At 54.5% G+C, this 24,723-nt stretch carries 23 protein-coding genes; 10 read left to right on the forward strand and 13 right to left on the reverse strand.

Annotated elements, in window-relative coordinates; all coding sequences use genetic code 11:
• The first annotated feature begins 308 nt into the window (after window positions 1-308).
• Window positions 309-1,829, forward strand: coding sequence for a fumarate hydratase (locus QQJ87_RS05285; RefSeq protein ID WP_284280400.1), 1,521 nt, complete (start codon window positions 309-311; stop codon window positions 1,827-1,829).
• Between the two features lie 720 nt (window positions 1,830-2,549).
• Here the strand turns inward: QQJ87_RS05285 and QQJ87_RS05290 are convergent.
• Window positions 2,550-2,948: a hypothetical protein gene (locus tag QQJ87_RS05290; protein ID WP_284280401.1), complete on the reverse strand. Its 399-nt coding sequence runs from the start codon at window positions 2,946-2,948 to the stop codon at window positions 2,550-2,552.
• Between the two features lie 304 nt (window positions 2,949-3,252).
• Complete coding sequence (locus QQJ87_RS05295) at window positions 3,253-5,181, reverse strand: propionate--CoA ligase (RefSeq protein ID WP_284280402.1); 1,929 nt, start codon at window positions 5,179-5,181, stop codon at window positions 3,253-3,255.
• Between the two features lie 163 nt (window positions 5,182-5,344).
• Here QQJ87_RS05295 and QQJ87_RS05300 point away from each other — a divergent pair, with 163 nt between their 5' ends.
• On the forward strand, window positions 5,345-6,001 hold the full coding sequence (locus QQJ87_RS05300; protein ID WP_284280403.1) for a TetR/AcrR family transcriptional regulator: 657 nt from the start codon (window positions 5,345-5,347) through the stop codon (window positions 5,999-6,001).
• A gap of 2 nt (window positions 6,002-6,003) precedes the next feature.
• Here the strand turns inward: QQJ87_RS05300 and QQJ87_RS05305 are convergent, their stop codons facing one another.
• The 8 genes from QQJ87_RS05305 to QQJ87_RS05340 all read right to left on the reverse strand — a co-directional run bounded on the left by QQJ87_RS05305 (window position 6,004) and on the right by QQJ87_RS05340 (window position 13,512).
• Complete coding sequence (locus QQJ87_RS05305) at window positions 6,004-6,579, reverse strand: TMEM175 family protein (RefSeq protein ID WP_284280404.1); 576 nt, start codon at window positions 6,577-6,579, stop codon at window positions 6,004-6,006.
• Between the two features lie 15 nt (window positions 6,580-6,594).
• On the reverse strand, window positions 6,595-7,482 hold the full coding sequence (locus QQJ87_RS05310) for a MaoC/PaaZ C-terminal domain-containing protein (protein ID WP_284280405.1): 888 nt from the start codon (window positions 7,480-7,482) through the stop codon (window positions 6,595-6,597).
• An 18-nt stretch (window positions 7,483-7,500) separates the two neighbouring features.
• A complete protein-coding gene (locus tag QQJ87_RS05315; protein ID WP_284280406.1) occupies window positions 7,501-8,781 on the reverse strand; it encodes an acetyl-CoA C-acetyltransferase in 1,281 nt (426 codons plus the stop codon).
• Between the two features lie 38 nt (window positions 8,782-8,819).
• Window positions 8,820-10,247, reverse strand: coding sequence for a 3-oxoacyl-ACP reductase (locus tag QQJ87_RS05320; protein ID WP_284280407.1), 1,428 nt, complete (start codon window positions 10,245-10,247; stop codon window positions 8,820-8,822).
• A gap of 144 nt (window positions 10,248-10,391) precedes the next feature.
• Entirely contained in the window at window positions 10,392-11,054 is a 663-nt protein-coding gene (locus QQJ87_RS05325) for a glutathione S-transferase (RefSeq protein ID WP_284280408.1), read from the reverse strand.
• Window positions 11,051-12,052 (reverse strand): oxygen-dependent tRNA uridine(34) hydroxylase TrhO, encoded by a 1,002-nt coding sequence (gene trhO, locus QQJ87_RS05330; protein ID WP_284280409.1) that lies wholly within the window; start codon window positions 12,050-12,052, stop codon window positions 11,051-11,053. Before trhO ends, QQJ87_RS05325 begins: the two co-directional genes overlap by 4 nt.
• Window positions 12,053-12,112: 60 nt before the next feature.
• Window positions 12,113-13,045, reverse strand: coding sequence for a 4-hydroxy-3-methylbut-2-enyl diphosphate reductase (gene ispH / locus QQJ87_RS05335; protein WP_284280410.1), 933 nt, complete (start codon window positions 13,043-13,045; stop codon window positions 12,113-12,115).
• A gap of 2 nt (window positions 13,046-13,047) precedes the next feature.
• On the reverse strand, window positions 13,048-13,512 hold the full coding sequence (locus QQJ87_RS05340; RefSeq protein WP_284280411.1) for an FKBP-type peptidyl-prolyl cis-trans isomerase: 465 nt from the start codon (window positions 13,510-13,512) through the stop codon (window positions 13,048-13,050).
• A 94-nt stretch (window positions 13,513-13,606) separates the two neighbouring features.
• On the opposite strand from QQJ87_RS05340, the gene radC reads away from it, so the two are divergent.
• The 4 genes from radC to QQJ87_RS05360 all read left to right on the forward strand — a co-directional run bounded on the left by radC (window position 13,607) and on the right by QQJ87_RS05360 (window position 15,339).
• Entirely contained in the window at window positions 13,607-14,338 is a 732-nt protein-coding gene (radC, locus tag QQJ87_RS05345; protein ID WP_284280413.1) for a RadC family protein, read from the forward strand.
• 175 nt (window positions 14,339-14,513) lie between these two features.
• Window positions 14,514-14,747: a 50S ribosomal protein L28 gene (rpmB, locus tag QQJ87_RS05350; RefSeq protein ID WP_284280513.1), complete on the forward strand. Its 234-nt coding sequence runs from the start codon at window positions 14,514-14,516 to the stop codon at window positions 14,745-14,747.
• Window positions 14,748-14,762: 15 nt separating this feature from the next.
• On the forward strand, window positions 14,763-14,930 hold the full coding sequence (rpmG, locus tag QQJ87_RS05355; RefSeq protein ID WP_284280415.1) for a 50S ribosomal protein L33: 168 nt from the start codon (window positions 14,763-14,765) through the stop codon (window positions 14,928-14,930).
• 241 nt (window positions 14,931-15,171) lie between these two features.
• Window positions 15,172-15,339: a hypothetical protein gene (locus tag QQJ87_RS05360; RefSeq protein ID WP_284280417.1), complete on the forward strand. Its 168-nt coding sequence runs from the start codon at window positions 15,172-15,174 to the stop codon at window positions 15,337-15,339.
• 473 nt (window positions 15,340-15,812) lie between these two features.
• Here QQJ87_RS05360 and QQJ87_RS05365 read toward each other — a convergent pair whose 3' ends face one another.
• The 3 genes from QQJ87_RS05365 to purN form a co-directional block, all read right to left on the reverse strand.
• On the reverse strand, window positions 15,813-17,003 hold the full coding sequence (locus QQJ87_RS05365; protein WP_284280419.1) for a DesA family fatty acid desaturase: 1,191 nt from the start codon (window positions 17,001-17,003) through the stop codon (window positions 15,813-15,815).
• 151 nt (window positions 17,004-17,154) lie between these two features.
• Window positions 17,155-18,504 (reverse strand): RsmB/NOP family class I SAM-dependent RNA methyltransferase, encoded by a 1,350-nt coding sequence (locus QQJ87_RS05370; RefSeq protein WP_284280421.1) that lies wholly within the window; start codon window positions 18,502-18,504, stop codon window positions 17,155-17,157.
• A 10-nt stretch (window positions 18,505-18,514) separates the two neighbouring features.
• A complete protein-coding gene (gene purN / locus QQJ87_RS05375) occupies window positions 18,515-19,144 on the reverse strand; it encodes a phosphoribosylglycinamide formyltransferase (RefSeq protein ID WP_284280515.1) in 630 nt (209 codons plus the stop codon).
• 120 nt (window positions 19,145-19,264) lie between these two features.
• Between purN and QQJ87_RS05380 the strand changes: the two genes are divergently transcribed.
• The 4 genes from QQJ87_RS05380 to coaBC are packed head-to-tail and all read left to right on the forward strand — an operon-like array spanning window position 19,265 to window position 24,723.
• On the forward strand, window positions 19,265-20,206 hold the full coding sequence (locus QQJ87_RS05380; protein ID WP_284280423.1) for a bifunctional riboflavin kinase/FAD synthetase: 942 nt from the start codon (window positions 19,265-19,267) through the stop codon (window positions 20,204-20,206).
• An 11-nt stretch (window positions 20,207-20,217) separates the two neighbouring features.
• Window positions 20,218-23,016 carry an isoleucine--tRNA ligase gene (ileS, locus tag QQJ87_RS05385; RefSeq protein WP_284280425.1) on the forward strand — a complete coding sequence of 933 codons (2,799 nt, stop codon included), beginning with the start codon at window positions 20,218-20,220 and terminating at the stop codon, window positions 23,014-23,016.
• Window positions 23,009-23,488, forward strand: coding sequence for a signal peptidase II (lspA, locus tag QQJ87_RS05390; protein WP_284280427.1), 480 nt, complete (start codon window positions 23,009-23,011; stop codon window positions 23,486-23,488). Before ileS ends, lspA begins: the two co-directional genes overlap by 8 nt.
• Window positions 23,485-24,723 (forward strand): bifunctional phosphopantothenoylcysteine decarboxylase/phosphopantothenate--cysteine ligase CoaBC, encoded by a 1,239-nt coding sequence (gene coaBC, locus QQJ87_RS05395; RefSeq protein ID WP_284280429.1) that lies wholly within the window; start codon window positions 23,485-23,487, stop codon window positions 24,721-24,723. The genes lspA and coaBC overlap by 4 nt, the downstream gene beginning before the upstream one ends.

The raw sequence follows: 24,723 nt of genomic DNA on the forward strand, positions 1-24,723 counted from the left end.
GCCTGCCACTGCGCGCTGGGCTCAAAAGCACGACTCTCATGCTTCACTGATTCAATTCCAGACATCCTGTCCTCCAATCTAAAAATATTTTTAATTCTGTTAACTGACAACAATAGGTATAAGCACTTACTGTCACCTTACACAAGGGTGTCACAAACTGACACACCTTTGACACACCTTCAATTAATAGCAGTTTTTGTGCCCCGCACAATTTGGACAGTCCGAGGCAAGCCTCCCCCCTTGCTGGGCAAACAGGCATAAAATAGAGGCAATCCCCCTTTACAACCTGAGCAAAAACGGAGCTGTGAATGACCACGATCAAGCAAGAAGACCTGATTTCTTCGATCGCCGATGCGTTTCAATACATTTCTTATTATCACCCGCTTGATTACATCACAGCCCTGGGAAAAGCATATGAGCGCGAAGAAAGCCCTGCAGCCAAAGACGCCATCGCTCAGATTCTGACCAACAGCCGGATGTGCGCCGAGGGCAAACGGCCCCTGTGTCAAGACACTGGCATTGCGGTGGTGTTCATTAAAATCGGCATGAATGTCCGCTGGGACGCCACCCTGAGCGTCACCGAGATGATCAACGAAGGGGTTCGCCGTGCCTACCTGAACCCGGACAACAAGCTGCGTGCGTCCATTTTGCACGACCCCGCTGGCAAGCGCATCAACTCCAAAGACAACACACCCGCAGTTATTCACTACGAAGTGGTGCCAGGCGACGACGTTGAAATCATTTGCGCGGCCAAAGGCGGCGGCTCTGAAAACAAGGCCAAAATGGTCATGCTCAACCCGTCCGACTCCATCGTGGATTGGGTGCTGAAAACCGTACCCACCATGGGTGCAGGCTGGTGCCCCCCTGGCATCTTGGGCATCGGCATTGGCGGCACGCCTGAAAAGGCCATGTTGATGGCCAAAGAAAGTCTGATGGCGCCCTGCGACATTCATGAACTTCTGGAAAGGGGACCGAAAAACCGGGCCGAAGAACTTCGACTCGAACTGTACGAAAAAGTAAACGCCCTGGGCATTGGAGCCCAAGGCCTTGGCGGTTTGACCACCGTATTGGACGTGAAGATTATGGACTACCCCACCCATGCAGCCAGCCTGCCTGTGGCCATGATCCCCAACTGCGCGGCCACACGCCATGTGCATTTCCACCTACACGGAGACGGCCCGGCCAAACTGGAAGCCCCCAACATTTCTGACTGGCCACAGGTGAGCTGGAAAGCAGACACCGAAAAGAGCAAACGCGTCAACCTGGACACACTGACCCCCGAAGAAGTGGCCAGCTGGAAGCCAGGTCAAACCCTGTTGCTGAACGGCAAAATGCTGACCGGACGTGACGCAGCGCACAAACGCATCGCGGACATGCTGGCCAAAGGCGAAAAGCTGCCAGTGGACTTCACCAACCGCGTCATTTACTACGTGGGCCCGGTTGATCCGGTGCGCGACGAAGCAGTGGGCCCAGCTGGCCCCACCACCGCCACCCGCATGGACAAATTCACTCGCATGATGCTCGAAAAGACCGGCCTGATCGCCATGGTCGGCAAAGCCGAACGCGGGCCAGTCGCCATCGAGGCCATCCGCGACAACAAATCAGCCTACCTGATGGCTGTTGGCGGTGCCGCCTACCTCGTGTCCAAAGCCATTACCAAGGCCGAAGTGGTTGGATTCCACGATCTGGGTATGGAAGCGATCTACGAATTCGAGATCAAAGACATGCCGGTCACCGTGGCAGTGGACAGCACAGGTGTTTCCGTGCACAACACCGGGCCGAAAGAATGGCAGGCCAAGATTGGCAAAATCCCGGTCAGCGTGGCCTGACTTATAGCCGCAGCGTCAGGACCTCTTCGCTCAAATAACGCCCAGCCCTCACCAGAGGCCCGCTGCTCGCTGAAAACCTGTTTCTCCCTTGCAGAGCCTGTAAACCGCGGGCCGACCCTCCAAAAGGCGGGTCGGGCTCGGCCCTTCGCCGGTTTACTACGGCTCTTGAGGGCAGGTTTTCTTGAAGCTCACGCAGGCCAACTGGCTCGGCTGAAGCTTAGCGCCCGAGATTACCCGAAGTCTCAGTTTGTATGCCGTCAAGACCGATATCAAGTACAAACCGCAACGGCTTGGATGTTCTTCTCACACTGCTAAAGGTGAGTTGAATTCTCGCTCGATCAATTTGCCTCTGTGACAATAAAGGCAACCATTTCACAGCAAGAAAATCCCTCAACTCTCTACTGTGGGGTAAGCGATAAAATCTGACTTCAGGATAGTCATCCAAAGTTGCTACTGACAAGAAATAAACGCTTCCACATTCGGCATCAGTCTCGGGTGTGCATGCATTTGAATTGTCGAACGGAATTTACCAAAGGCGCAGTATCAGTGACTCATCCGATTGTCGATCCTTGTTATTCAATTCAATCAATTGACCAAATGCCAGGCATTTAGTCATGTGATCGACTGTAATAGCCTCATCTGCATTGACAACCTGCATGGGAATAAAGAATAACCAAAGCAAGGTAATTGAAGAAAAACAAAAGGCTCGAGTCATTGCTGTTAATCCACCGAAAAATGAATGTGGTCTTGATGACCCGGAACCAAAAATTCTTTCCCATGCTTGTGCTTAAAAAAAGGACCAAAATTTTCTCTCGCGCCCTTACATTCTTCAAACTTCATCTGCAATGCGTCAACGATCCGTTTTACGGATGAGTCCTTCTCGTAAAAAAGACCAATTTTTTTGTGATTTACTCTTGAGATATCAACAGCTTTTCCGTGACCCTGGACATGACGACTCGGCCAATGGTGTTGATCATGAACAGAAGAAAAATAAAGAGTACACAGCGTAGACCCCGTTGCGATAGATCCGCTTACAACATCGTTTAATGCGGCCAGTAAATCTTCTTCAAGCGAATTGATCACACCGGGTCCGAATTCAATTTTTACACCGTTAATCACTGAAGGTATCTAAGCCAAGGCTCACTCCCCGAAAATCACCAAGGCTAGCTTTAATTGAGCGCGGTAGGCAAACCACAGCTCCGATCTGCACCTTGCCCCAAGCAAGCCGAACCCTATGACCAGAGCGAGCCTAAAGAAAACCTGCCTTCGCAAATCGAAGACAAGCGATCAGGAGGCGAGCCCGACCCGCCTTTTGGAGGGTCGCCTCCCGATTGTCGAGCATTTGCGAAGGAGAAACAGGTTTTCAGCGAGCCTCTGGTCTGGGGTGAGGCTTGCACAGCACTAGGGGTGAAGCTTGCCTTACCTACCGCCCCACCCGTTCCTTCAGTTGCGCCAAAGCCGCCGGGTCTTCAATCGTACTCATGTCCCCCGCGTCTCGGCCCTCACACACGGCCTGAATGGCCCTGCGCAACAACTTGCCTGAACGCGTTTTTGGCAACACGCTTACAAAGTACACGCGTGACGGCCTGGCCACTGCGCCCAACTGACCGTCCACCAGCTTCATGATGTCGCCTTCTTGCGCCATGGACTTGTCTGGGGTGTCCGCCTTGGTGGTGTCTTTCAGAATAACGAAGGCCACTGCAACCTGTCCTTTCAACTGATCGGCCACGCCGACCACCGCCACTTCCGCCACATTGGGGTGTGAAGAAATGCATTCTTCAATTTCTCGCGTACCGAGGCGGTGCCCAGCCACATTGATGACATCGTCGGTGCGGCCCAAAATGAAAAAGTAGCCGTCTTTGTCCCGAATGCCCCAATCAAAGGTGGAGTACACCTGACGCGCAGCAAAACTGGACCAATAGGTCTTCACAAAACGCTCGTCATCGCCCCACACGGTCTGCATGCAACCCGGGGGCAACGGCCCTTCAATGGCAACCACCCCTTTTTCATTCACTTTGCAGGGTTGAGCGGTGTCCTCATTCAGCACGTTCACATTGAACCCAAACACGGGCACACCGGGGCTGCCCAGCTTCGCATCCAGCGGCTCTACACCGCGCTGAATGGCCAGAATGGGCCAGCCAGTTTCAGTCTGCCAATAGTTGTCAACCACCGGCTTTCCGATTGCACCGGATATCCAGTTGGCCGTCGGTTCATCCAGCGGTTCACCGGCCAGAAAAAGGGCCTTCAAGCTGCTGATGTCGTACTGCGTCAAAAATTTGGGATCCTGCTTTCTCAGTACACGCACAGCGGTCGGCGCCGAGAACATGCCAGTGACCTTGTAATCCTGAACAATCTTCCACCAAATGCCGCCATCTGGCCGAATGGGCAAGCCCTCGTACATCACAGTCGACATGCCGGCAATCAAGGGGCCATAAATGATGTAGCTGTGACCGACCACCCAACCAATGTCGCTGGTTGAAAAAAACGGGGTGCCCTTCTCGGCCATGAAGATGTATTTCATTGACGCTGCCAGTGCGACCGCATAGCCACCCACGTCGCGCTGAACACCCTTGGGCTTGCCGGTTGTGCCACTGGTGTACAGCACATAGCTGGTGTCGGTGGCTTTTAACCAGGTCACCGGCACCTTGGTGCCGGCCACGGCTTTGTGCAGGCTTGCGTAGTCCTCGTCGCGCCCTTCAACTCGCGTAAATTCCGCAAGGCCACGATCAAACATCAGTACCTTGGCGGGTTTGTGACGTGCAGTTTTAATGGCCTCATCCAGCAAGGGCTTGTAAGCCACCACTTTGCCAGCGCGCGAGCCCGCGTCGGCAGACACAATCACCACCGGCTTGGCATCGTCGATTCGCGAGGCCAGGCTATGGGATGCAAACCCCCCGAACACCACCGAATGAATCGCTCCAATTCGGGTACAAGCCAGCATCGTAAACGCAGCCTGCGAAATCATCGGCATGTAAATCAGCACCACATCGCCCTTTTTGACCCCCAACTTCAGCAGCATTGCGGCGGCGCGTTGCACCTCATCGTGCAACATGTTGAAGGTGTACACCTGCTCGGTGTCTGTTTCAGTCGATACAAAAATCAAGCCGGGCTTGTCACCCAGTTCAGCCAGGTGTCGGTCCACTGCGTTGTGACAGAGATTCGTCTCCCCGCCTACAAACCAGCGCGCAAAGGGTGGCTTTGAATCGTCCAGCACTTTGTCAAAGGGTTTGTGCCAGTCAATCAGCTCGCTTTGGCGCGACCAAAACCCCTTGGGATTGCGAATCGACTCCTCGTAGAATCTTTGATAGGCCCCATCGGACTGATGCAGCTTTTTGGCTGGCTGTGCACTCATTGTCTCGCTCCTCCGTCCACATCCCGTGTGAATTGCTTTGTCTTGAATACGCCCTACTTTAGGAAGACCCCCTTACGGGACTCTGACTACCCATGAATTTTTCGCACAAAGCGGAGAAGCTTGTTACACTCCGAAATATTAAAGTGACCACTCAGTAAACTTCGTGATTAAAACAGCCAAAAAAGACGATCAGCCAGTCAAACGACTGGGCACTCGCAAGGTACCCAAAGAACAGCGGATGATCCAGATTCTGGAAGTGGCGGGGTCTATCTTTTCCCAACAAGGTTTCCATTCATCCAGCATGGACGCCATTGCCGAAGGAGCTGGGGTCACAAAGCCGCTGCTGTACCGTTACTTTGGCAGCAAAGACGCCCTGTATCTGGCAACCATCACACAGGTTGGCAATCACCTCATCGACGGCCTGAACGCCTTGATGGCTGTGCCCGACCCGCAAGTCCGACTCAAACTCATCATGGCCAGCTTCATGACTTTCGTTGAACGTCACCGGGAAGGTTGGTCCGTGTTGTACAACGAAGCCTTGACCAGCGTTGGCCCCGTCGGCGAGAAGGTCACTTTCTTTCGCAACAGTTTTATTGAAGCCGCCGCCAAAACAATCGAGCAGCTCGTGAACAAAAGCAAGGCGGTCAGTAGCGGCAAACCTGGCAACAAGGCCATGGCACTGGCAGGCATTATGGTGGGCGCGGTGGAGGCCGGTGCTCGCTGGTGGATTCAACATCCTGAAACGCCGATTCAAGACATGCAAGGCATGATCGAACAGTTTTTGATGCCGGGTTTAACCAGTCAGCAACTGAAGCTTTGAACTCAGTGCTTGATGGCCCGCTCAATTCGCCGGTCAGGCACCAGCCACATCAACGCCACAAACACATAAAGCGCCTGTGCCAGCCAATGCTGCCAGAATGAGGTCAAAATACCAGCGGCGTAGAATACGGGGGAAAGTTTGCCCTTCCAGTCGGCACCGACGGCTTTTTTCAACAATGAATCTGGTCCGTCGGTGGACATGATCAAGCGCTGCAACAGGTAGTACGCCAGCGCGGCCATCAGAAGCACAAATCCATACACCGCCGAGGGCAGCGCCTCAAAATGGTTTTCGCCCATCCACGCGGTGGTGAAAGGCAACAGCGAGAGCCAGAACAACAGATGCAGGTTTGCCCACAGGACCGCACCCGATACCGACTTGGCTGCATGCAGCAAATGGTGATGGTTGTTCCAGTAAATGCCCACGTACACAAAGCTCAGCACATAGCTCAGAAAACTGGGCATCAAAGGGCCAAGCGCATCTAAACCCGTGCCATGCGGTGCCTTCAACTCCAACACCATGATGGTGATGATGATGGCCAACACACCATCACTGAAAGCCTCCAGTCTGCCTTTGCCCATTCGATAGCCTCTTGCTTAGGCCACTTCGCCCACAATCAACAGCTTGGAATCGCGCTCGGCCAGCAGCTCAAATTTCGTTCCGGCCTTGTCACCGACAAATTTCAAGGTGCCGCGTGAAGGCAAAAACACAGGTTGCTTGAACGACACCTTGAAGCGGCTTGCAGGCTTGTCCATGCTGGATTCAATCAAGCTCAGGCTTTTCGCCGCTGTCCACATGCCGTGGGCAATGGCCTGTTTGAAACCAAACAACTTGGCAGTGCGCGCATACAGGTGGATCGGGTTGTAGTCGTTGGACACCTTGGCGTATTTGCGGCCTTGGTCCTCAGGCACCTTGATGGGCACATATTGCGCATTGGCAGCCGACAAAGCCTCAAGCGGAGCAGGCTTGCCTGCTGGCTTGGGCATGCCCTTCACCCGGCTCAAAATGGCCATGGTGGCGCGCCACACCACTTCACCGTCTTTCATGTACTCAGTCAGCACATCAAATTCCAGTCCTTGTGGAATGGCGCGCGTGTCGCCAATTGAAACCACCACGTCGTAGGCGGTTTCAAATTCCAAAGGCTTGATCAGCTCGATGTCGTTGTGAAGGTGCACCATGCCCAACATGGCAAACGGATGCTCCTTCCTGGACATCAAGTACATGTGCAAAGGGCCGGCAATGACCTGCGGGGCTGTCAGTGAAATGTGGTCCTCTGCAAAACCACACACGGCGTTGTAGTCGCGCACCCACTGGCGGCTGATGAACACCTTTTTGACGCGCACGCCCAAGCGGGCGGCCTGCGTGGTGGGCTTGGCCTTTTTAGAGGACGTACCCGCCGCTTTCACCAGCAGCACCTTGCCGTTGGGCAAGGAAGGCAGTTCAAAAAACTTGTCTGCCGTCTTCAGCGCTTCACTGTCAGCCATTGCACATGTCTCCTGCAATTATTTTTCAAGAATGGCGGTTACGCCAAGGCCGCCCGCGGCACAAATCGAAATCAAACCCTTGCCGCTGCCCTTCTGGTTCAGCAATTTGGCCAGTGTATTGATGATTCGACCGCCTGTGGCTGCGAATGGGTGACCCACCGCCAATGAGCTGCCTTTCACGTTTAGCTTGCTGCGGTCGATTGATCCCAATGGCGCGTCCAGACCCAGTTTTTCCTTACAGAACTTGGGATCTTCCCAGGCCTTCAGAGTACAAAGCACCTGCGCTGCAAAAGCTTCGTGAATCTCATAGAAATCGAAGTCCTGCAGCTTCATGCCCGCCTTTTTCAGCATGCGGGGCACAGCATAGGCCGGGGCCATCAACAGACCTTCCTTGCCAGACACAAAATCAATACCCACCGTTTCGCAAAATGTCAGGTAAGCCAATGGCTCAAGACCGCGGGCCTTGGCCCACTCTTCAGAGGCCAGCAACACGGCAGACGCACCGTCGGTCAGCGGCGTGGAGTTACCCGCAGTCATTGTGCCCTTGCCGCTTTTGCGGTCAAACGCAGGTTTGAGTGTGGACAGCTTTTCAACGGATGCATCCGCACGCAGGTTGTTGTCACGGCTCAAACCATTGAATGGTACGACGAGATCGTCAAAAAAGCCTTCTTCGTAAGCCTTGGCAGCCTTCTGGTGGCTGCTGACAGCCAGTTCGTCCTGCTCTTCACGGCCAATGTTCCAGGTTTGTGCCATCACTTCGCAATGTTGACCCATGCTCATCTTTGTGCGTGGCTCACCGTTGGCTGGTGGAAGTGGTGCCAGGTGCTTGGGGCGAATTTTCATCAGGGCTTTCAATTTGCCCTTGGTGTCTTTGGCACGGTTGGCCTCGAGCAAAATTTTGCGCAAACCTTCACTGACGGCAATCGGTGCGTCGGTTGTTGTGTCGACGCCACCGGCCATGCCCACTTCGATCTGGCCCAGCGCAATTTTGTTGGCAACGACAATCGCCGCTTCCAAACCGGTGCCGCAAGCCTGCTGAATGTCGAATGCAGGGGTCATGGGGCTCAAGCCTGAACCCAGTACAGACTCACGACACAGGCTGAAATCGCGGGAGTGTTTAACCACTGCACCGGCAACCACGTCGCCCAGCTCTTCACCGTGCAATTGAAACTTGTCTACCACGCCACGAAATGCTGCAGTCAGCATGTCCTGATTGGACTTGCCGATGTAGGCTGTGTTGGAACGTGCAAATGGAATGCGGGCTCCGCCCAGAATGGCGACGCGACGACCGTGTTTCATAAATTTCTCCTCAAATATTCAGTTAGGGGCGGCTGCGATTAAGCGCCAACCAGATTTTGTCCACAAACGCGCAAGGTTGCGCCATTCACACCCGCTGCCAGTGGGCTGGCCATGAAGGTCACCGCCTCAGCGATGTCCACAGGCAAACCGCCCTGTGACAGGCTGGACAAACGGCGCGCCACCTCACGGGTAACCACGGGAATGGCTGCTGTCATTTGCGTTTCAATAAAGCCAGGGGCAATCGCATTGATCGCAATGCCTTTGCCCGCCAATTCATGGGCCATGGCGTCTACGTATCCGATCACCGCGCTCTTTGTGGCAGCGTAGTTGGTCTGCCCCGCGTTACCAGCGATGCCACCAATGGATGAAATGCACACAATGCGGGCGTTTGGTGCGAAACCATCAATGGCCAGCAGTTGTTCGTTGCAACGCACGATGGAACCGAGGTTTACATCCAGCACCATGTCCCACAGGTGTGGCTTCATGTTGCGCAACATCTTGTCGCGGGTAATGCCTGCGTTGTGCACGATGATGTCGATTGCACCACCCTTTTCTTTCGCCACAGCGGCAAGCTTCTTGCCAGCGTCCGCTTCGGTGATGTCCAACGGACAAACCACGCCACCAATATTTGCCATGGTTGCGCCCAGTGTGCTTTCGTCGGCAGGACGATCCACACCAATCACGGTTGCGCCTTCACGCGCCAACACTTCAGCGATGGACGCGCCAATACCGCGTGCAGCACCGGTCACCACCGCAATTTTGCCAGTCAGTGGCTTGGCGGAAAAAGCAGCCGCTTTCACACCTTTGGGTGCGCCAACCACGGGCAGCACCTGACCAGTGACAAATGCGGAATGCGGGCTCAGGAAAAAGCGCAGTGCGCCTTCAATGGCACCCTCAGCACCGGTTTTTACCTGAATCAGGTTGGCAGTCGTGCCGTTGCCGCCGCTTTCCTTGGCCAGGCTGCGAATAAAGCCGGGCAAAGCCGCCTGAGCAGTTTCCTGTTCAACCGATTTGGTGTCGCCCTTGACGCGGGAAATCACCACGATGCGGCTGTTGGCCGGCACCTTGCGCAAACGCGGATGGAAAAAATCGTAGAGGGCGCGCAGGTCAGCGGCACTTTTTGCACCGGTGACATCAAACACATAGGCCCCTTCAGGCACACCATTGTCCGCCTGCGACAGGCTGACTTCCACCTTCGCCTTGGCGGCAGCGGCTTTAACACCTTCCAGGCCAGCCAGGTCTGCAGACACGCGCAGTGAAGCCCCCATTGCATCCAGTGCCTTCACCACGGCCTCGACTGACTTGCCGGGCTCAGAAGCGCCCACCAGCGCGTTCACACCGCTCAGCGACTTGTCCTCGTAGGCACCCTTGGCGCGTTTCAATTGGGGGGGCACTGGCAAACCCAGTGCCTGAAACAACATTTTGCCCTTGGATGAATGGACAAATTCCAGAATCTTGTCGCCCATGAGTCTCTTCCTTTTGTGTGGTTTGGTGGTTGACTGTCTCGTCCAAAGCATAGCCGAGTCAGTAAATGTTACTAATGCGTAACTTGCGAGTGTATAGAAAGATCACCCGAAAAGCGTAGAGTGCTTTCTCTAACTTGAAAAGGCCTAAGGGAAAAAAACAGCAGGGTCGCCCGGTTTCCAGGGCTCGAACTTTTGCATGGCGGTTTCAAACAGGGGCAAGGCCAAAAAACGCTGAAGCCAGGCCACCACAGGAGCCAGTTCCGGGTTGGAATCAAACCATTGCGGTTCGGGAATTCGGAACTGCCGCACGAATGGCAAGATGGCCAAATCGGCAAACCGCATGCTGTTTCCAAACAGCCAATCGCTGTCAATCAGTGCGGCACCCCACTGTTTCAAAATCTGAACACCAGCCTGGCGATGTTCCATCGCGTCTACGCCTTCGTAGCGCTGGGGGTATTTGTAGCGGTCAAGGTGATGTTTGAATTCGCCATCCAACACGGCCAACCATTGCTGAGTCGATTCAAGCGCACTGGGCTGCAGGTTCATCAAACCCATGGGGTCGGCTTGCCGCACGGCCCAACGCATCACGTCCAGGCTTTCATCGACCACGGTGCCATCGGGCAACCACAGCACAGGCACGGTGGCTTTGGGTGAAATTTCGCACATGTGGGCGGGTTTGTCGCGCAACACGATTTCCCGAATTTCCACCTTCAATCCACAAGCGGCCAGCGCAAGCCTTGCCCGCATGGCAAAGGGGCAACGCCTGAAGCTGTACAAAACCGGCAATTCGCTTTGGTGTGCGCTCATGCCGCCTTGCTGTCGTCCACTTTGGCCTTTTTGGGCTTGGGTGGAAGCTTGCGGCCAATGTGCCGCTCATTTCGTTCTTTGGCCAAACGAATCTGCTTTTGCCGCTCGGAAAAACGTTCAACCTGCTCCGGGGTCAGCTTGTCGTGGCAATTGGGGCAACTCACGCCCGCCATGTATTTTTCACTGCGCTTGTCTTCTTCGGTAATCGGCATCCGGCAAGCGTGGCACAAATCATAATCGCCCTCTTCAAGGCCGTGCTTGACCGACACCCGCTGATCAAACACAAAGCACTCGCCCTTCCACAGGCTTTTCTCTTCAGGAATTTCTTCCAGGTATTTCAGAATACCGCCCTGAAGGTGGTAGACCTCGTCAAAACCCTGCTCCAGCATGAATGCAGTGGCCTTTTCACAGCGAATGCCCCCCGTGCAAAACATGGCGATCTTCTTGGGCTTTTTCTCGTCTGGCAAGGCCTTCAGATTTTGGTCCACCCAGGCCGGAAATTCCCGGAAAGTGGTCGTTTTGGGATCTACCGCCCCCTCAAAAGTACCAATGGCGTACTCATAATCGTTGCGAGTATCAATCACCAAGGTGTCGGGGTCTTGAATCAACTCATTCCATTGCGCAGGCGGCACATAGCGCCCTACCAAGCGATTGGGGTCGATGCCGTCTTTGCCCATGGTCACGATCTCACGCTTCAGCTTCACTTTCATGCGGGAAAAGGCAGGCTCAGACGCCTCGGAATATTTGGGGGCCAGATCTGAAAACCGTGGATCTTTCCACAGACTGGTCATCAAACCGACAATGCCCTCGTACGAACCGCAGATCGTGCCGTTGATTCCCTCTTCGGCCAGCAACAAAGTGCCCAGAATCTTGAACTGCTGGCAAATGCGCTCCACCTTGGGTTTGAGCTCAACAAAATCGGGCAGGTGCACAAATTTATACAGGGCTGCAACCAGATGCTTGTCGGTTTCAGGAATGGAGGCAGTAGTCATGTTCATGATTTCAAACGCAAAAAATTAAATTCAACCCCGCATTGTATCGCGGTGGGTCAGCCGTGATTAATCCTGCCGATTCAAACCCTTGGGCAAGGGGAAGGAAATGTTTTCTTCCACGCCCTCAAGCGTGCGAACAGAATTGGCCCCCCATTCTTTCAGACGGGCAATCACAGCCTGTACCAGGTGTTCTGGGGCCGACGCGCCAGCGGTCAGACCAATGTGCTTAACCTCTGTAAACCATTCACGCTGTAAGCAATCGGCGTTTTCAATGAGCTGTGCGGGTACGCCCAGCTTTTCGGCCACCTCGCGCAATCGGTTGGAATTCGAGCTGCTTGGGCTGCCCACCACCAACACCATGTCGACGCGCTTGGCCATGAATTTCACAGCATCTTGCCGGTTCTGTGTGGCATAGCAAATGTCCACTTTTTTGGGCTCACGAATGCCGGGAAAGCGCGTCTTCAAAGCGGCAATGACACGAGAGGCGTCATCCACACTCAAGGTGGTTTGAGTCACATAGGCCAACGGCCCTTCGGGCACATCCAGACGCAATACATCCTCCTCGGTTTCAACCAGGTAAATGCCGTCCTGAACCTGCCCCATGGTGCCTTCCACTTCAGGGTGACCTTTGTGACCAATCATCACAATTCGGCAACCCTGTGCGCGCATTTTGGCCACTTCAACATGCACCTTGGTGACCAGCGGGCAGGTGGCATCGAACACCTTTAAACCCAAGCCTTCCGCCTGCGTACGCACCTCTTGTGAAACCCCATGCGCTGAAAACACCACTGTAGAGCCTGCTGGAACGTCCTCCAGCTCATCGACAAAAATGGCGCCTTTCTCACGCAGATCATTCACCACGGTTTTGTTGTGAACAATCTCGTGCTTGACATAAATGGGCGCACCAAACTGCACCAACGCGCGTTCCACTATTTCAATGGCGCGGTCTACCCCCGCGCAAAAACCGCGCGGCTGTGCAAGACTGATTTCAAGGCTCATGTTTAAAGCACTCCGATCAACTGCACTTCAAAGTGCAGGGCTTTGCCCGCCAGGGGGTGATTGAAATCAAACAGAATGTGATCGTCACGTTCTTCAACCACCGTGCCTGCAAACTGACCGCCATCCGGGGCCGGAAAGTGCACAAACTCCCCAGGCTCAAACGACGTGCCCTCTTCAGCGTACTGATTCAGCAGCTTTTTGCTGACCGGGCGATACAAATCAGGATTCACCTCGCCATACCCTTTGTCAGCTGACACCATAAAAATTTCACGCTGGCCCGCCTGCATACCCAACAAGCACGACTCAAGACCCGAGGCCAACTGCCCCGCACCCAACTGCAAAGTGGCAGGCTTGTCCTCGAAGGTCGAGACAATCACCTGATCGTTGCTGGCAAGACGGATGCGATAGTGAAGCGTCACGTAAGACGATTCAGTCACCTGGGGTTTGGCTTGGGCCATGTCAGTCATGAGATTTTCCAGAAAAAAGCAAATACATCAGCCCTCTATTCTACTATGAGCACCTGTGGACTGATCCAATTACGAGGCGGGCAGGAACTTCGCGTTGCTTGAAAACACACAAGCCGGTCTGCAACTGCATCATCAAAACCCAATGAGTATTCAAAACTGGCCCAAACACGATCGCCCCCGAGAGCGTTTGATCGAGCATGGCGCCCAATCACTTTCAGACGCAGAATTGCTGGCCATATTTTTGCGCACAGGGCTGCCCGGTAAAAGCGCAGTTGAACTGGCCCGTGAAATGATTCATGAATTCGGCAGCCTGAAAAACCTCAACCGTGTGGAATTGAAGCAATGGAGTCAGATCCGTGGTCTTGGCGAAGCCAAATTTGCACAGCTGAAAGCGTGTCTTGAGATGGCCCGACGCTGCCTGGGTGAAGAACTGCGAGAAACGAAGGCCAGCTTGGGAACGCCTGACCTGTTCGAACAATTTGCGAGGCTTCATATTGGTTTGAGTCATGTTGAGCACTTCTTGGTGATTGCGTTAAACAGCCAACTCAAAGTCAGTGCGCACACCATCCTGTCCAGCGGTACAGTCAATAAAGCGGCGGTCTTCCCGCGCGAGGTTGTCAAATTTGGAATCACCCAGAACGCGCCTCGCCTGATGATTGCACACAATCATCCCAGCGACTGTTGCACACCAAGTTCGGCAGACGACCAGTTAACCGAAACACTGCTGCAGGCGCTTCGGCTGGTAGACATCGAACTGGTGGACCATCTGGTTGTTGGCCCCTCATGTTCTTACTCTTACCGCACCATGGGTAGACATCCTTTTTAGCGTGTACACCACGCCCTTCATGCCACAGGCACAAAGTATTTGAATTTTTTTGAGAAAAGGCTGGGCTTTTTAAACCAAGACACGTATAATCTTGGATTCGCCGCAACCGCAAGGCTTGAAGCATTGCTGGTTTGCAAGTACACTAACGGACTTTGCTGAATTTTTTGGGGTCATCATGGCTCGCGTATGTCAAGTAACCGGGAAACGCCCGATGGTGGGAAACAAGGTTTCTCACGCCAACAACAAAACTAAACGTCGTTTTTTGCCAAATTTGCAATCTCGCAAGTTTTGGGTTGAAAGCGAGAACCGCTGGGTTCGCCTTCGTCTAACCAACGCTGCGCTGCGCACTATTGATAAAGTGGGCATCGACACCGTGCTGGCAGACCTGCGCGCACGCGGCGAGATCTGAGTAGAGGAGTAAATCATGGCTAAAGCTGGTCGCGAAAAAATCAAACTCGAGTCTTCTGCTGGTACCGGTCACTTCTACACCACGACCAAAAACAAGCGCACAAAGCCCGAGAAAATCGAAATCATGAAATACGATCCAGTGGTTCGTAAGCATGTTTCATACAAAGAAACCAAGTTGAAGTAAATTCAGCTCGGTCAAAAAAAGCCCGCCATTGGCGGGTTTTTTTTCGTCCATTCAATACGAAAGATCGGCTGTTGTTGCTGAGTCGGCCATTACAAGTGGGCATGTCACTTGCGCTTGGTAGTTGCGGGGTCGGCTATTGCAGGCAGGCATGTCACTTGCGCTTGGTAGTTGCGGGGTCGGCTATTGCAGGCAGGCATGTCACTTGCGTAGATTGTTACTGCGTCGGCTATTGCAGGCAGGCATGTCACTTGCGCTTGGTTTGCCCGAAAAGACGCTGATCAGAACCCTGGCTTTGGAAGCCCGAGCGACAACTCGTGGCTTTGCAAGCCACTCAAACATGTCGCAGGTCGGGCATGTTCCAAAGCTGCGGGTGCTGAGCAGCCGGGCAACCCTGAATCGCGCTGCATGACACACCCACCTGCAAAGCCTCAAAGCGTGAAACATTGGCACAGGGATTCCGCCCAATCGGCTGACCTGCTGACCTGCTGACCTGCTGACCTGCTGACCTGCTGACCTGCTGACCTGCTGACCAACTTAGCTTGACCTTACCTAGACTATCCACCGCCGTCGACCGAAGCCGCGGTCTGCCCCAAGCGCACTGCCCAGTCTGTCGCAGCCCGATTCAAGAATTGCCCCACTTGTGTTGACTCGCAGCCTTGGAACTTGCCCGACCTGCGACTTGTCTGAGCCCCGGTTATTCCGGGGCGAGTTGTCGCTCGGGCTTCCAAGGCCAGAGGCAATTACAAGTTGAATGGGCAATTCAAGGGCAAGACAGCCTGGGCAGTGCGCTTGGGGCAGACTGGGCAGTGCGCTTATGGCAGACTGGGCAATAAAAAAGCCGGAACCAAGTCCGGCTTCTTGCTACAAGCAATACAGGTCACATTAAGCGTATCGACGAATTCTCATCGACATGTCATGCAACCAGCGGTTGCCGCTTTCTTCGGCACGTTCGCACCACGCCTGCAACTGAACCAGCATTTGCTCGCGAGTCAGGTTGGTCTTTTCCCAGATCTCGCGCAATTCGCGGCGCATTTCAACCAAGTGGCGAATCAGCGGAGATTGATTGCAAAGAGCCTCAAGCGAAGCGCTTTGCTCAGCGGTCAATTTGGACTCGTCAATCGACAACAGCTTTTTGGCGCGCACCAGAACACTGCGCTCTTCTGCGCTTTTGGCCTGCGCATACAGCTTGGCGGCCTCAGCACGGAAAGCCTTGCGCATGGAACTGGCGTATCGGGCCATCACATCATAACGGTGGTTGACCAATGCCTGAACGCTGGCCAAGTCAAGAGCACCCTTGCCACGACGGAAAAACTTGGGCGCTTCCGCCACTTTTTTGACTTTCGCCAGACCCAACACGCTGAAAATCTGAATGTACATCCAGCCGATGTCGAATTCGTACCATTTGGAACTAAGCTTCGCGGAAGTGGCATGTGTGTGGTGGTTGTTGTGCAGTTCTTCGCCACCGATCAGGATTCCCCAAGGTGCAATGTTCCGGCTTGCATCAGGACAATCGAAATTTCTGTAGCCCCAAAAGTGACCGATACCGTTGATTACCCCGGCCGCCAACACAGGAATCCACAGCATTTGAATGGCCCAGATAGACACGCCCGGAAAACCGAACAAAGCAAAACTTGTAAACAAAGTGATTGCACAGCCATGCCAAGCAAATCGCTCGTACAGATTGGTTTCAAGCCAGTCGTTGGGGCAACCGTGACCATACTTGCGGATGGTTTCGGCATTCTTGGATTCAGCTCGGTACAACTCTGCACCCTGCCAGAACACGGTTTTCAGGCCGCGGGTTTGTGGACTGTGTGGATCTTCAGGGGTTTCGCATTTGGCGTGGTGCTTGCGGTGAATGGCAGCCCATGCGCGCGTGCTCATGCCAGTGGTCAGCCACAACCAGGCGCGAAAAAAATGAGCCAGTGCGGGATGCACCTCCAGGGCGCGGTGCGCTTGCGCGCGATGCAAATACACGGTTACCGCCACGATCGTGATGTGTGTCACAACCAAGGTGTAAATGACCATTTCGGTGATTGACGCTCCGGTTAATCCGGATGTTAAAAATTCATACATATTCGATTCTCTTCTTGTGACACTCTAGTTCACGGCAGTCTTGCCTTGCTTCTGAAGATACCGCGATAAAAAATAAACAACTTGATCCTGATTAAATCAGTTTCAGTGAACAAGTGTACTTCGAAACCTGATTTTTGTCTTGAATAATTGCTCAGGATTTCGAACGCTGTAGCACTGCGGCGAAAAATCCGTCGGACTCTCCGTCCTCTGGCCACAACCGGAAGGTGTCCGCAGTCTGATCCGCGCTCGCCGGTCGGTCTGCCGGATTCAACACCTCAGTCCATCTGCGAAGCCTGAACTCAGGATTGTTCGCCAAAAACCACTCAACAATCTCTTCGTTTTCCTGCTTCAACACGCTGCAGGTGATGTAAACCAGACGCCCGTCGGGTTTAACCAGTTGGCACGCGTGATGAAGAATGCTCTTTTGCTTTTCAACCAGCTCGGCAACCCCCTGCGGACCCTGGCGGAACTTCAGGTCAGGGTTGCGGCGCAAGGTGCCCATACCACTGCAAGGCACATCCACCACCACACGGTCCGCCTTGGAAAAGTACTTGTTCAGGCGCGGATCGGCCTCATCATTGATCACCATGGTGTAAAAGTTGCTCATGCCAGAACGCGCCGCCCTCGGCCTGAACTTTTGCAGACGCCTTTCAGAGGTGTCCAAGGCCACCACCCTTCCGGTGTTTTTCATGGCAGCAGCCACGGCCAATGTTTTACCACCTGCACCGGCGCAAAAATCAATCACGAGGTCGCCCCGCCGTGGAGCCACCAATTTACTGACCCACTGACTGCCGGCATCCTGCACTTCAAACAAGCCTTCCTGAAACATCTCAGTGCGACCCACCACAGGCTTTCCAACGGCGCGCAATCCATCTTCCAGACCGGCAATCGGCAACACCTCAATGCCCTGCGCCGCCAAACCTGCGACCACTTCCTGAGTACTGGCTTTCAGCGTGTTGACTCGCAAATCAAGTGGTGCTGCCGACAGCACGGCCTGGGCGAAGGACAAGGCACGATCGGGCCCGAACTCGGTTGTAATCTGTTCATACAGCCAGGCAGGCAAACAGGTTTTGGGTTCTTGAGAAAGATTGTCGACAGGCACATGAATAACCCGACTCAACCATTCATTGTCTTCAGAGCGCCCAGCAGACCAGATGGCCTCCGGTGCACCACTCCACAGCAAGGCCAACTTGGCCTGACGCATCACGGTCGGCCCACCTTCGCCAGACTGGGCCAGGTGGTTGATTCGGTAGCGGTAACGCAGCCAGCAATAAGCGGCCTCAGCCACAACGGGCCTGTCTCTGCCACCCAGTTCCGGATGGTCTTTGAAAAAGCGGGAAATCACGGCATCTGCCGGACCATCAAACAGGTTCAACAAATCGATCAGTTGGGCCACCAAACTGATGACGCCGTAGCGCGGCCCGGCGGCACCCCGGTTGACGCGCGCGCCGCCGGTTGACGGTCTTCTAAGCGGGCTTTTCTTTTTGGAAGATCCTGCCATTTTTATTGTCCTATTCGATGTCGTATGCCAGCGGTGCTGCAAGTGCACCATGCACCTGGCCATCCGTCTGTCTGATTGTTTGATGCAGCAATGCAGCAATTGCGCGCGGGTATATTTGATGCTCCAAAGCCAACACCCGAGCCGCAAGCGTCTCTGCGGTGTCACCCTCACGGACACGCACCACAGCCTGATCAAGAATGGGCCCATGGTCGAGCTCAGCCGTCACCAGGTGGACGGTTGCGCCGTGCACACGCACCCCAGCCTCCAGTGCCTGCTGATGGGTTTTGAGACCCGGAAAAGAGGGCAGCAGGGACGGATGAATATTGACCAGACGACCTTCAAAGGCCTTCACAAAAGCAGGGGTCAGTACGCGCATAAATCCGGCCAACACAACCAGATCTGGTGCGTGGGCGTCAATTCGCCGCTTCAACGCCTTGTCAAACTCATCGCGCGAGGCAAAAACGGTGTGATCCAGCACCTCGGTGTGCACACCCTGAGATTCAGCCAGTTTCAGCCCTTCGGCGCCAGGCCGGTTGCTGATGACTGCAGCTGTTTTGTAGGCACCCGTGTGTTTTGCGTAATCAAGAATGGCAGCCAGATTTGATCCCCGTCCGGAAATCAGGGCGACAATGGAAGGCAGAGATTTTTGCATGGCGCGAGTTTATCACTGCAGCCGGAAAAAAGCCCTAATTTTCAGAGTTTCAGGGCTTATAATCATGGGTTGTTTTTTATTTCAGACAGGCAAGCCTTTCTACCCAGCATGAAACTCGTTCGGCGCCCAAGCTCAATGACGCAAAGTCAGCCTACCGCACTGACCATCGGCAACTTCGATGGTGTGCATGCGGGTCACGCCGCCCTGTTTCGCGAGGTGGTCAGCGCGGCTGATCGCATGGGTCTCGTTCCCACCGTGGTCACCCTGAACCCTCACCCCAAAGAATTTTTTGACCCCACCTACCGGTTGCAGCGCATCACCACGTTTCGTGATCGCGTCGTGGCCATGAAAAATTGCGGCATCCGTCAGGTTGTGGTTTTGCCCTTCGACAAGGCCATGGCAAGCCTCCCGCCGGAGTCGTTCGTCAAGGATGTCCTCTGCCGGCAACTCAATGCACGTCAAATCTGGGTGGGTGACGACTTTCGGTTTGGTGCACGGCGTGCAGGCGACTATCACCTGCTGAAATCCCTCTCGCCGGCCATGGGCTTTCAAGTCAACGACCTGCCCGAGGTACAGATCAACCACCAAAGGGTCTCCAGCTCCCAAATCCGCGAGGCATTGAACAAGGGCGATGTCTCCACGGCTCAAGCGATGCTGGGGCACCCTCTGTGTTACTCAGGTCACATCATTCACGGTAAAAAACTGGGCCGCAAGCTGGGCTTTCCCACCATGAATCTCCGAATTCAAGGCCGGGCAAGTGCGCTCAGCGGCATTTTGGCTGTGTGGGTGCATGGTCTTGATGCAAACCCGTTACCGGCCGTGGCCAGCCTGGGTCTGCGGCCAACGGTAGAAGATTCAAACCAGATCCTGCTTGAAACCTTCATTCCGGGTTGGACTGGCAATGCCTACGGCAAACGGGTCACGATCGAGGTGGCTCAACACTTGCGCCCGGAACTCAAATTCGACAGTCTTGATGCCATGGTCAATCGCATGCATCAAGACACCGCCACTGCGCTGAACATCTTAAAGACCGCGCCGTCTCACCTTTAATACAGGCCACCATGGATTACAAAGACACACTGAATCTACCCGACACCGAATTCCCAATGCGAGGCAACCTGCCAGCGCGAGAGCCACAGTGGGTGGAACAATGGGTTGCTCAAGACCTGTACAAGGCCATTCGCCAGTCCAAGGCGGGCAAGCCCCGATTCACCCTGCACGATGGCCCGCCTTACGCCAACGGCGACATTCACATCGGGCACGCCGTCAACAAAATCCTCAAAGACATCATCGTGAAATCCAAGTGCCTGTGCGGGTTCGATGCACGGTACACACCAGGCTGGGATTGCCACGGCATGCCCATTGAAATCCAGATTGAGAAAACCCACGGCAAGGGACTTCCCACGCTGGTGGTCCAGGAAAAAAGCCGGGCCTACGCCACGGAACAGATCGAACGCCAGAAAAAGGACTTTGTTCGCCTGGGCGTTTTAGGCGACTGGGACAATCCTTATAAAACCATGAATTTCCGAAACGAGGCCGACGAACTGCGCGCTTTGGGCAAAATTCTGGACAAAGGCTACGTCTACCGCGGCTTGAAGCCTGTGAACTGGTGTTTCGATTGCGGTTCTGCACTGGCCGAAGCGGAAGTGGAATACCAGGACAAAGAAGACATTGCGGTCGATGTGGGCTTTTCATTCAACAAAGCTGACCTGCCTCGTCTTGCTGCCACATTCGGCATTGAAGAGAGCACACTGGGCGGCAAACCTGGCCAACTGGTCATCTGGACCACAACACCATGGACCCTGCCTGCCAACCAGGCCCTCAACGTCCACCCAGAGTTGGTGTACAGCCTGATCGACACAGGCGAGAAATACCTCTTGCTGGCGCAAGAACGCGTTGCCGCCTGTCTGGAAAGTTATGGCTTGACCGGCAAAGAAATCGCCACCACCACTGGCCAACAGCTGGAGGGCCTTGCATTCCACCATCCGTTCTATGACCGCTTGTCCCCGGTGTATCTGGCGGAATACGTCAGCACCGATGCGGGTACAGGCATCGTACATTGTTCCCCGGCCTATGGTGTAGACGACTTCATCACCTGCAAACGCTATGGCATGGCAGACAGTGACATCTTGAATCCGGTAACCGGAAATGGAGTCTATGCAGACAGTCTCGCGTTTTTTGGTGGTCAGCACATCTGGAAGGCCAACCCGAAAATCGTGGAAAAGCTGATTGAAACGGGCGCTCTAATCAAGCAGCTCAAATTTGGGCACAGCTACATGCATTGCTGGCGCCACAAAACGCCGGTGATCTACAGGGCCACTTCACAATGGTTTGCGGGCATGGACATCACGCCCAAAGACGGCGGGCCAAGCCTCCGGCAAAGCGCGCTGGCCGGTATTGAAGCCACCCAGTTTTTTCCGGCGTGGGGCAAGGCGCGCCTTCAGGCCATGATTGCCAACAGACCCGACTGGACGCTGTCTCGCCAACGCCAATGGGGCGTTCCCATGGCATTTCTGGTTCATCGCGAAACCGGCGAATTGCACCCCCGCACCGTAGAACTCATCGAAACCATTGCGCAACGCATCGAGCTGCAAGGCATTGAGGCCTGGCAAACCATGAGCGTGGAAGAACTCATCGGCGCAGAAGAGGCAAAAAACTACGTGAAAAACCCGGACACACTCGACGTCTGGTTCGATTCTGGCACCACCCATGAAACCGTACTGCGCGGTTCACACGCCGATGACGGTCAATTTCCCGCCGACCTGTATCTTGAAGGTTCCGACCAGCACCGAGGCTGGTTCCACTCCTCACTGCTGACCAGCTGCATGCTCAACGGCGTCCCGCCGTACAAAGCCCTTCTGACCCATGGTTTTGTGGTCGATGGCAAGGGCCGCAAAATGAGCAAATCGGTGGGCAACGTCATTGCGCCACAGCAGGTGTCCGACAAAATGGGCGCTGAAATTCTGCGGCTGTGGGTGGCCAGCACCGATTACTCGGGCGAGCTCACCATTTCCGACGAAATTCTGAAGCGCGTCGTTGAAAGCTACCGTCGCATTCGAAACACACTGCGATTCCTGTTGGCCAACATCTCCGACTTCGATTTGGAAGCCGATGGCGTACCTGTGTCTGAACTGCTTGAAATCGACCAGCTGGCCTTGCATTTGACCAAGCAGCTTCAAGCTGAATGCGTTGAACACTTCAACCGATACGAGTTTCACCCCATCGTCAGCAAGCTGCAGAACTTCTGCTCGGAAGACCTTGGCGCCTTTTATCTCGATGTGTTGAAAGACCGTCTGTACACCAGCGCGGAACAATCAAAAGCCAGACGCAGTGCGCAAACCGCGCTGTATCACCTCACCCATGCACTAATCCGGCTGATGGCACCGATACTCAGCTTCACCGCTGAAGAAGCGTTTGCCACTCTGAAATCGGACTCGCCTTCCATCTTCTGCGGTGAATTTCACACCATTCCAGCCACAGCAATCACACCGGAGATGGCTGAAAAATGGACAGCCCTGCGCGAGTTGCGGGGTCGCGTGGCCAAAGAACTGGAAACTTTGCGCAGTGAAGGAAAAATCGGATCGTCGTTGCAGGCTCAGGTCCACCTCGTTCTGCCGAAGCCCCTCTTCGAGGCCTGCAGCAGCCTTGGTGAAGACCTGAAATTCCTTCTGATCGTCTCCAATGTGTCACTCGCCCAAGGCCAGACAGAAGCCATTGAGGTGTCCACTGCAGAGGGAAGCAAGTGTGAACGTTGCTGGCATGTCCGCACCGACGTGGGCAGCAACACCAACCATCCGCAGCTCTGCGGACGATGTGTCAGCAACCTGTTTGAAGAAGGCGAGCCCCGTCACCATGTCTAAACTGAAACAAATTGCCCCTTGGTTGGCCCTCTCTGTCATCTGGATATTGCTGGACCAAATCACCAAGCTGTGGGTGCAGGCCCGGCTCGACCTCGGCACAGTGGTCGAGGTCACCTCCTTCTTCAATCTGGTCCATGTTCGAAATCCAGGCGCGGCGTTCAGCTTTCTTGCAGCGCAACCCGGCTGGCAAAAGCTTTTCCTGTCCGGCGTGGCCGTGTTGGCCAGCGTCATTATTGTGTTCTTGATGACGCGTAGCACACAGCGTAAATTTGCCATGTTGTGCATGGCAGGCATACTGGGTGGTGCGATCGGCAACCTGATCGATCGAAGCCTGTATGGCTCGGTAGTGGACTTCCTCGACTTCTATTGGGGCAATTACCATTGGCCAGCTTTTAATGTGGCTGACATTGCAATTTCGACAGGCGCCGTTGGCCTGATCATCGACGAATTGTTCAAAGGCAAATCCGCATGACCCCAGCCGACACCCTGCCCCGCTTTTCAAGCCTTCAAGGCAAACGTTGTGTACTGGGTGTCACGGGCGGAATCGCCGCCTACAAGGCAGCGGAACTGATACGGCTTTTAATCAAACAGGAAGTGGATGTGCGGGTCGTCATGACTGAGGCCGCACGGGAATTCGTCACACCGCTGACTTTTCAGGCGCTGTCCGGCAACCCGGTGTCAGTGTCTCAATGGCCTACACACGACGACTCGCGAGGGATGCCACACATCGACCTCAGCAGACAGGCAGACTGCCTTTTGATCGCACCCTGCACGGCCAACAGCATGGCCAAATACGCAAACGGGCTGGCCAACAATCTGCTGGACAACCTGGTGTTGGCACGAAATTGCCCGATTGCCATTGCACCGGCCATGAACGTGGAAATGTGGAACAACCCGGCCACGCAAAGAAATTTACAGCAGCTCAAATCCGATGGTTTTGACATTTTTGGACCTGGAAACGGACAGCAAGCCTGCGGTGAAACGGGTGACGGCAGAATGCTGGAGCCCTGGCAGATCGTGACCGAGCTGGCGCGAATGTTCTCCCCGAAAGCGATGACCGGCCAAAAAGTATTAATCACGGCCGGACCTACATTTGAAGCCATAGATCCCGTTCGAGGCATAACCAATCGGTCCAGTGGAAAAATGGGCTACGCCATGGCGCAAGCCGCCTGGTTGTTGGGTGCTGAGGTCACCTTGGTGTCAGGACCAGTCAATCAGCCAGTGCCTTACGGGGTAAGGGCTGTACAGGTCGAAAGCGCCGTTTCAATGCACAACGCGGTCATGAACGAGATTGCAAACCAAACCCTGTTTGTGGGCGTGGCGGCAGTGGCCGACTTCGGGATCAGGGCCCCCTCTGAACACAAACAGAAAAAAACCGAGGGCAAAGCACCCGGACTGGATCTGGAATTCACGCTCAATCCGGACATCCTCGCCGATGTCGGTGAATTCGCGTCCAAAAGCACGTCGAAGTTGACCGTGGTGGGCTTTGCAGCAGAGACGCAAAACCTGGAAGATTATGCGCAAAGCAAACTGACGCGAAAAAAGGCACACTTCATTTTGGGCAATCTAGCCCAGGAAAGTCTTGGCAGCGACAACGTAAAGCTCACCCTTTATCAGCGTGACCACACGCCCTTACCCATTAAAATTCAACCCAAGCTGCAGGCTGCTCAGGCTGCCCTTCAGATCATTGCGAACCACTTATCATGA

The sequence above is a fragment of the Limnobacter litoralis genome (assembly GCF_030160455.1).
Classification (GTDB): domain Bacteria; phylum Pseudomonadota; class Gammaproteobacteria; order Burkholderiales; family Burkholderiaceae_B; genus Limnobacter; species Limnobacter litoralis.

Bases quoted from the DNA above. Each gene is read 5' to 3' on its own strand.
- QQJ87_RS05360 (WP_284280417.1), top strand. From the start codon at position 15,172: ATGTCACTTGCGCTTGGTTTGCCCGAAAAGACGCTGATCAGAACCCTG.
- QQJ87_RS05315 (WP_284280406.1), bottom strand. From the start codon at position 8,781: ATGAAACACGGTCGTCGCGTCGCCATTCTGGGCGGAGCCCGCATTCCA.
- coaBC (WP_284280429.1), top strand. From the start codon at position 23,485: ATGACCCCAGCCGACACCCTGCCCCGCTTTTCAAGCCTTCAAGGCAAA.
- lspA (WP_284280427.1), top strand. From the start codon at position 23,009: ATGTCTAAACTGAAACAAATTGCCCCTTGGTTGGCCCTCTCTGTCATC.
- QQJ87_RS05320 (WP_284280407.1), bottom strand. From the start codon at position 10,247: ATGGGCGACAAGATTCTGGAATTTGTCCATTCATCCAAGGGCAAAATG.
- ispH (WP_284280410.1), bottom strand. From the start codon at position 13,045: ATGAGCCTTGAAATCAGTCTTGCACAGCCGCGCGGTTTTTGCGCGGGG.
- QQJ87_RS05295 (WP_284280402.1), bottom strand. From the start codon at position 5,181: ATGAGTGCACAGCCAGCCAAAAAGCTGCATCAGTCCGATGGGGCCTAT.
- QQJ87_RS05370 (WP_284280421.1), bottom strand. From the start codon at position 18,504: ATGGCAGGATCTTCCAAAAAGAAAAGCCCGCTTAGAAGACCGTCAACC.
- rpmG (WP_284280415.1), top strand. From the start codon at position 14,763: ATGGCTAAAGCTGGTCGCGAAAAAATCAAACTCGAGTCTTCTGCTGGT.
- ileS (WP_284280425.1), top strand. From the start codon at position 20,218: ATGGATTACAAAGACACACTGAATCTACCCGACACCGAATTCCCAATG.
- QQJ87_RS05365 (WP_284280419.1), bottom strand. From the start codon at position 17,003: ATGTATGAATTTTTAACATCCGGATTAACCGGAGCGTCAATCACCGAA.
- trhO (WP_284280409.1), bottom strand. From the start codon at position 12,052: ATGAACATGACTACTGCCTCCATTCCTGAAACCGACAAGCATCTGGTT.
- QQJ87_RS05340 (WP_284280411.1), bottom strand. From the start codon at position 13,512: ATGACTGACATGGCCCAAGCCAAACCCCAGGTGACTGAATCGTCTTAC.
- QQJ87_RS05310 (WP_284280405.1), bottom strand. From the start codon at position 7,482: ATGGCTGACAGTGAAGCGCTGAAGACGGCAGACAAGTTTTTTGAACTG.
- QQJ87_RS05285 (WP_284280400.1), top strand. From the start codon at position 309: ATGACCACGATCAAGCAAGAAGACCTGATTTCTTCGATCGCCGATGCG.
- QQJ87_RS05325 (WP_284280408.1), bottom strand. From the start codon at position 11,054: ATGAGCGCACACCAAAGCGAATTGCCGGTTTTGTACAGCTTCAGGCGT.
- rpmB (WP_284280513.1), top strand. From the start codon at position 14,514: ATGGCTCGCGTATGTCAAGTAACCGGGAAACGCCCGATGGTGGGAAAC.
- QQJ87_RS05305 (WP_284280404.1), bottom strand. From the start codon at position 6,579: ATGGGCAAAGGCAGACTGGAGGCTTTCAGTGATGGTGTGTTGGCCATC.
- QQJ87_RS05380 (WP_284280423.1), top strand. From the start codon at position 19,265: ATGAAACTCGTTCGGCGCCCAAGCTCAATGACGCAAAGTCAGCCTACC.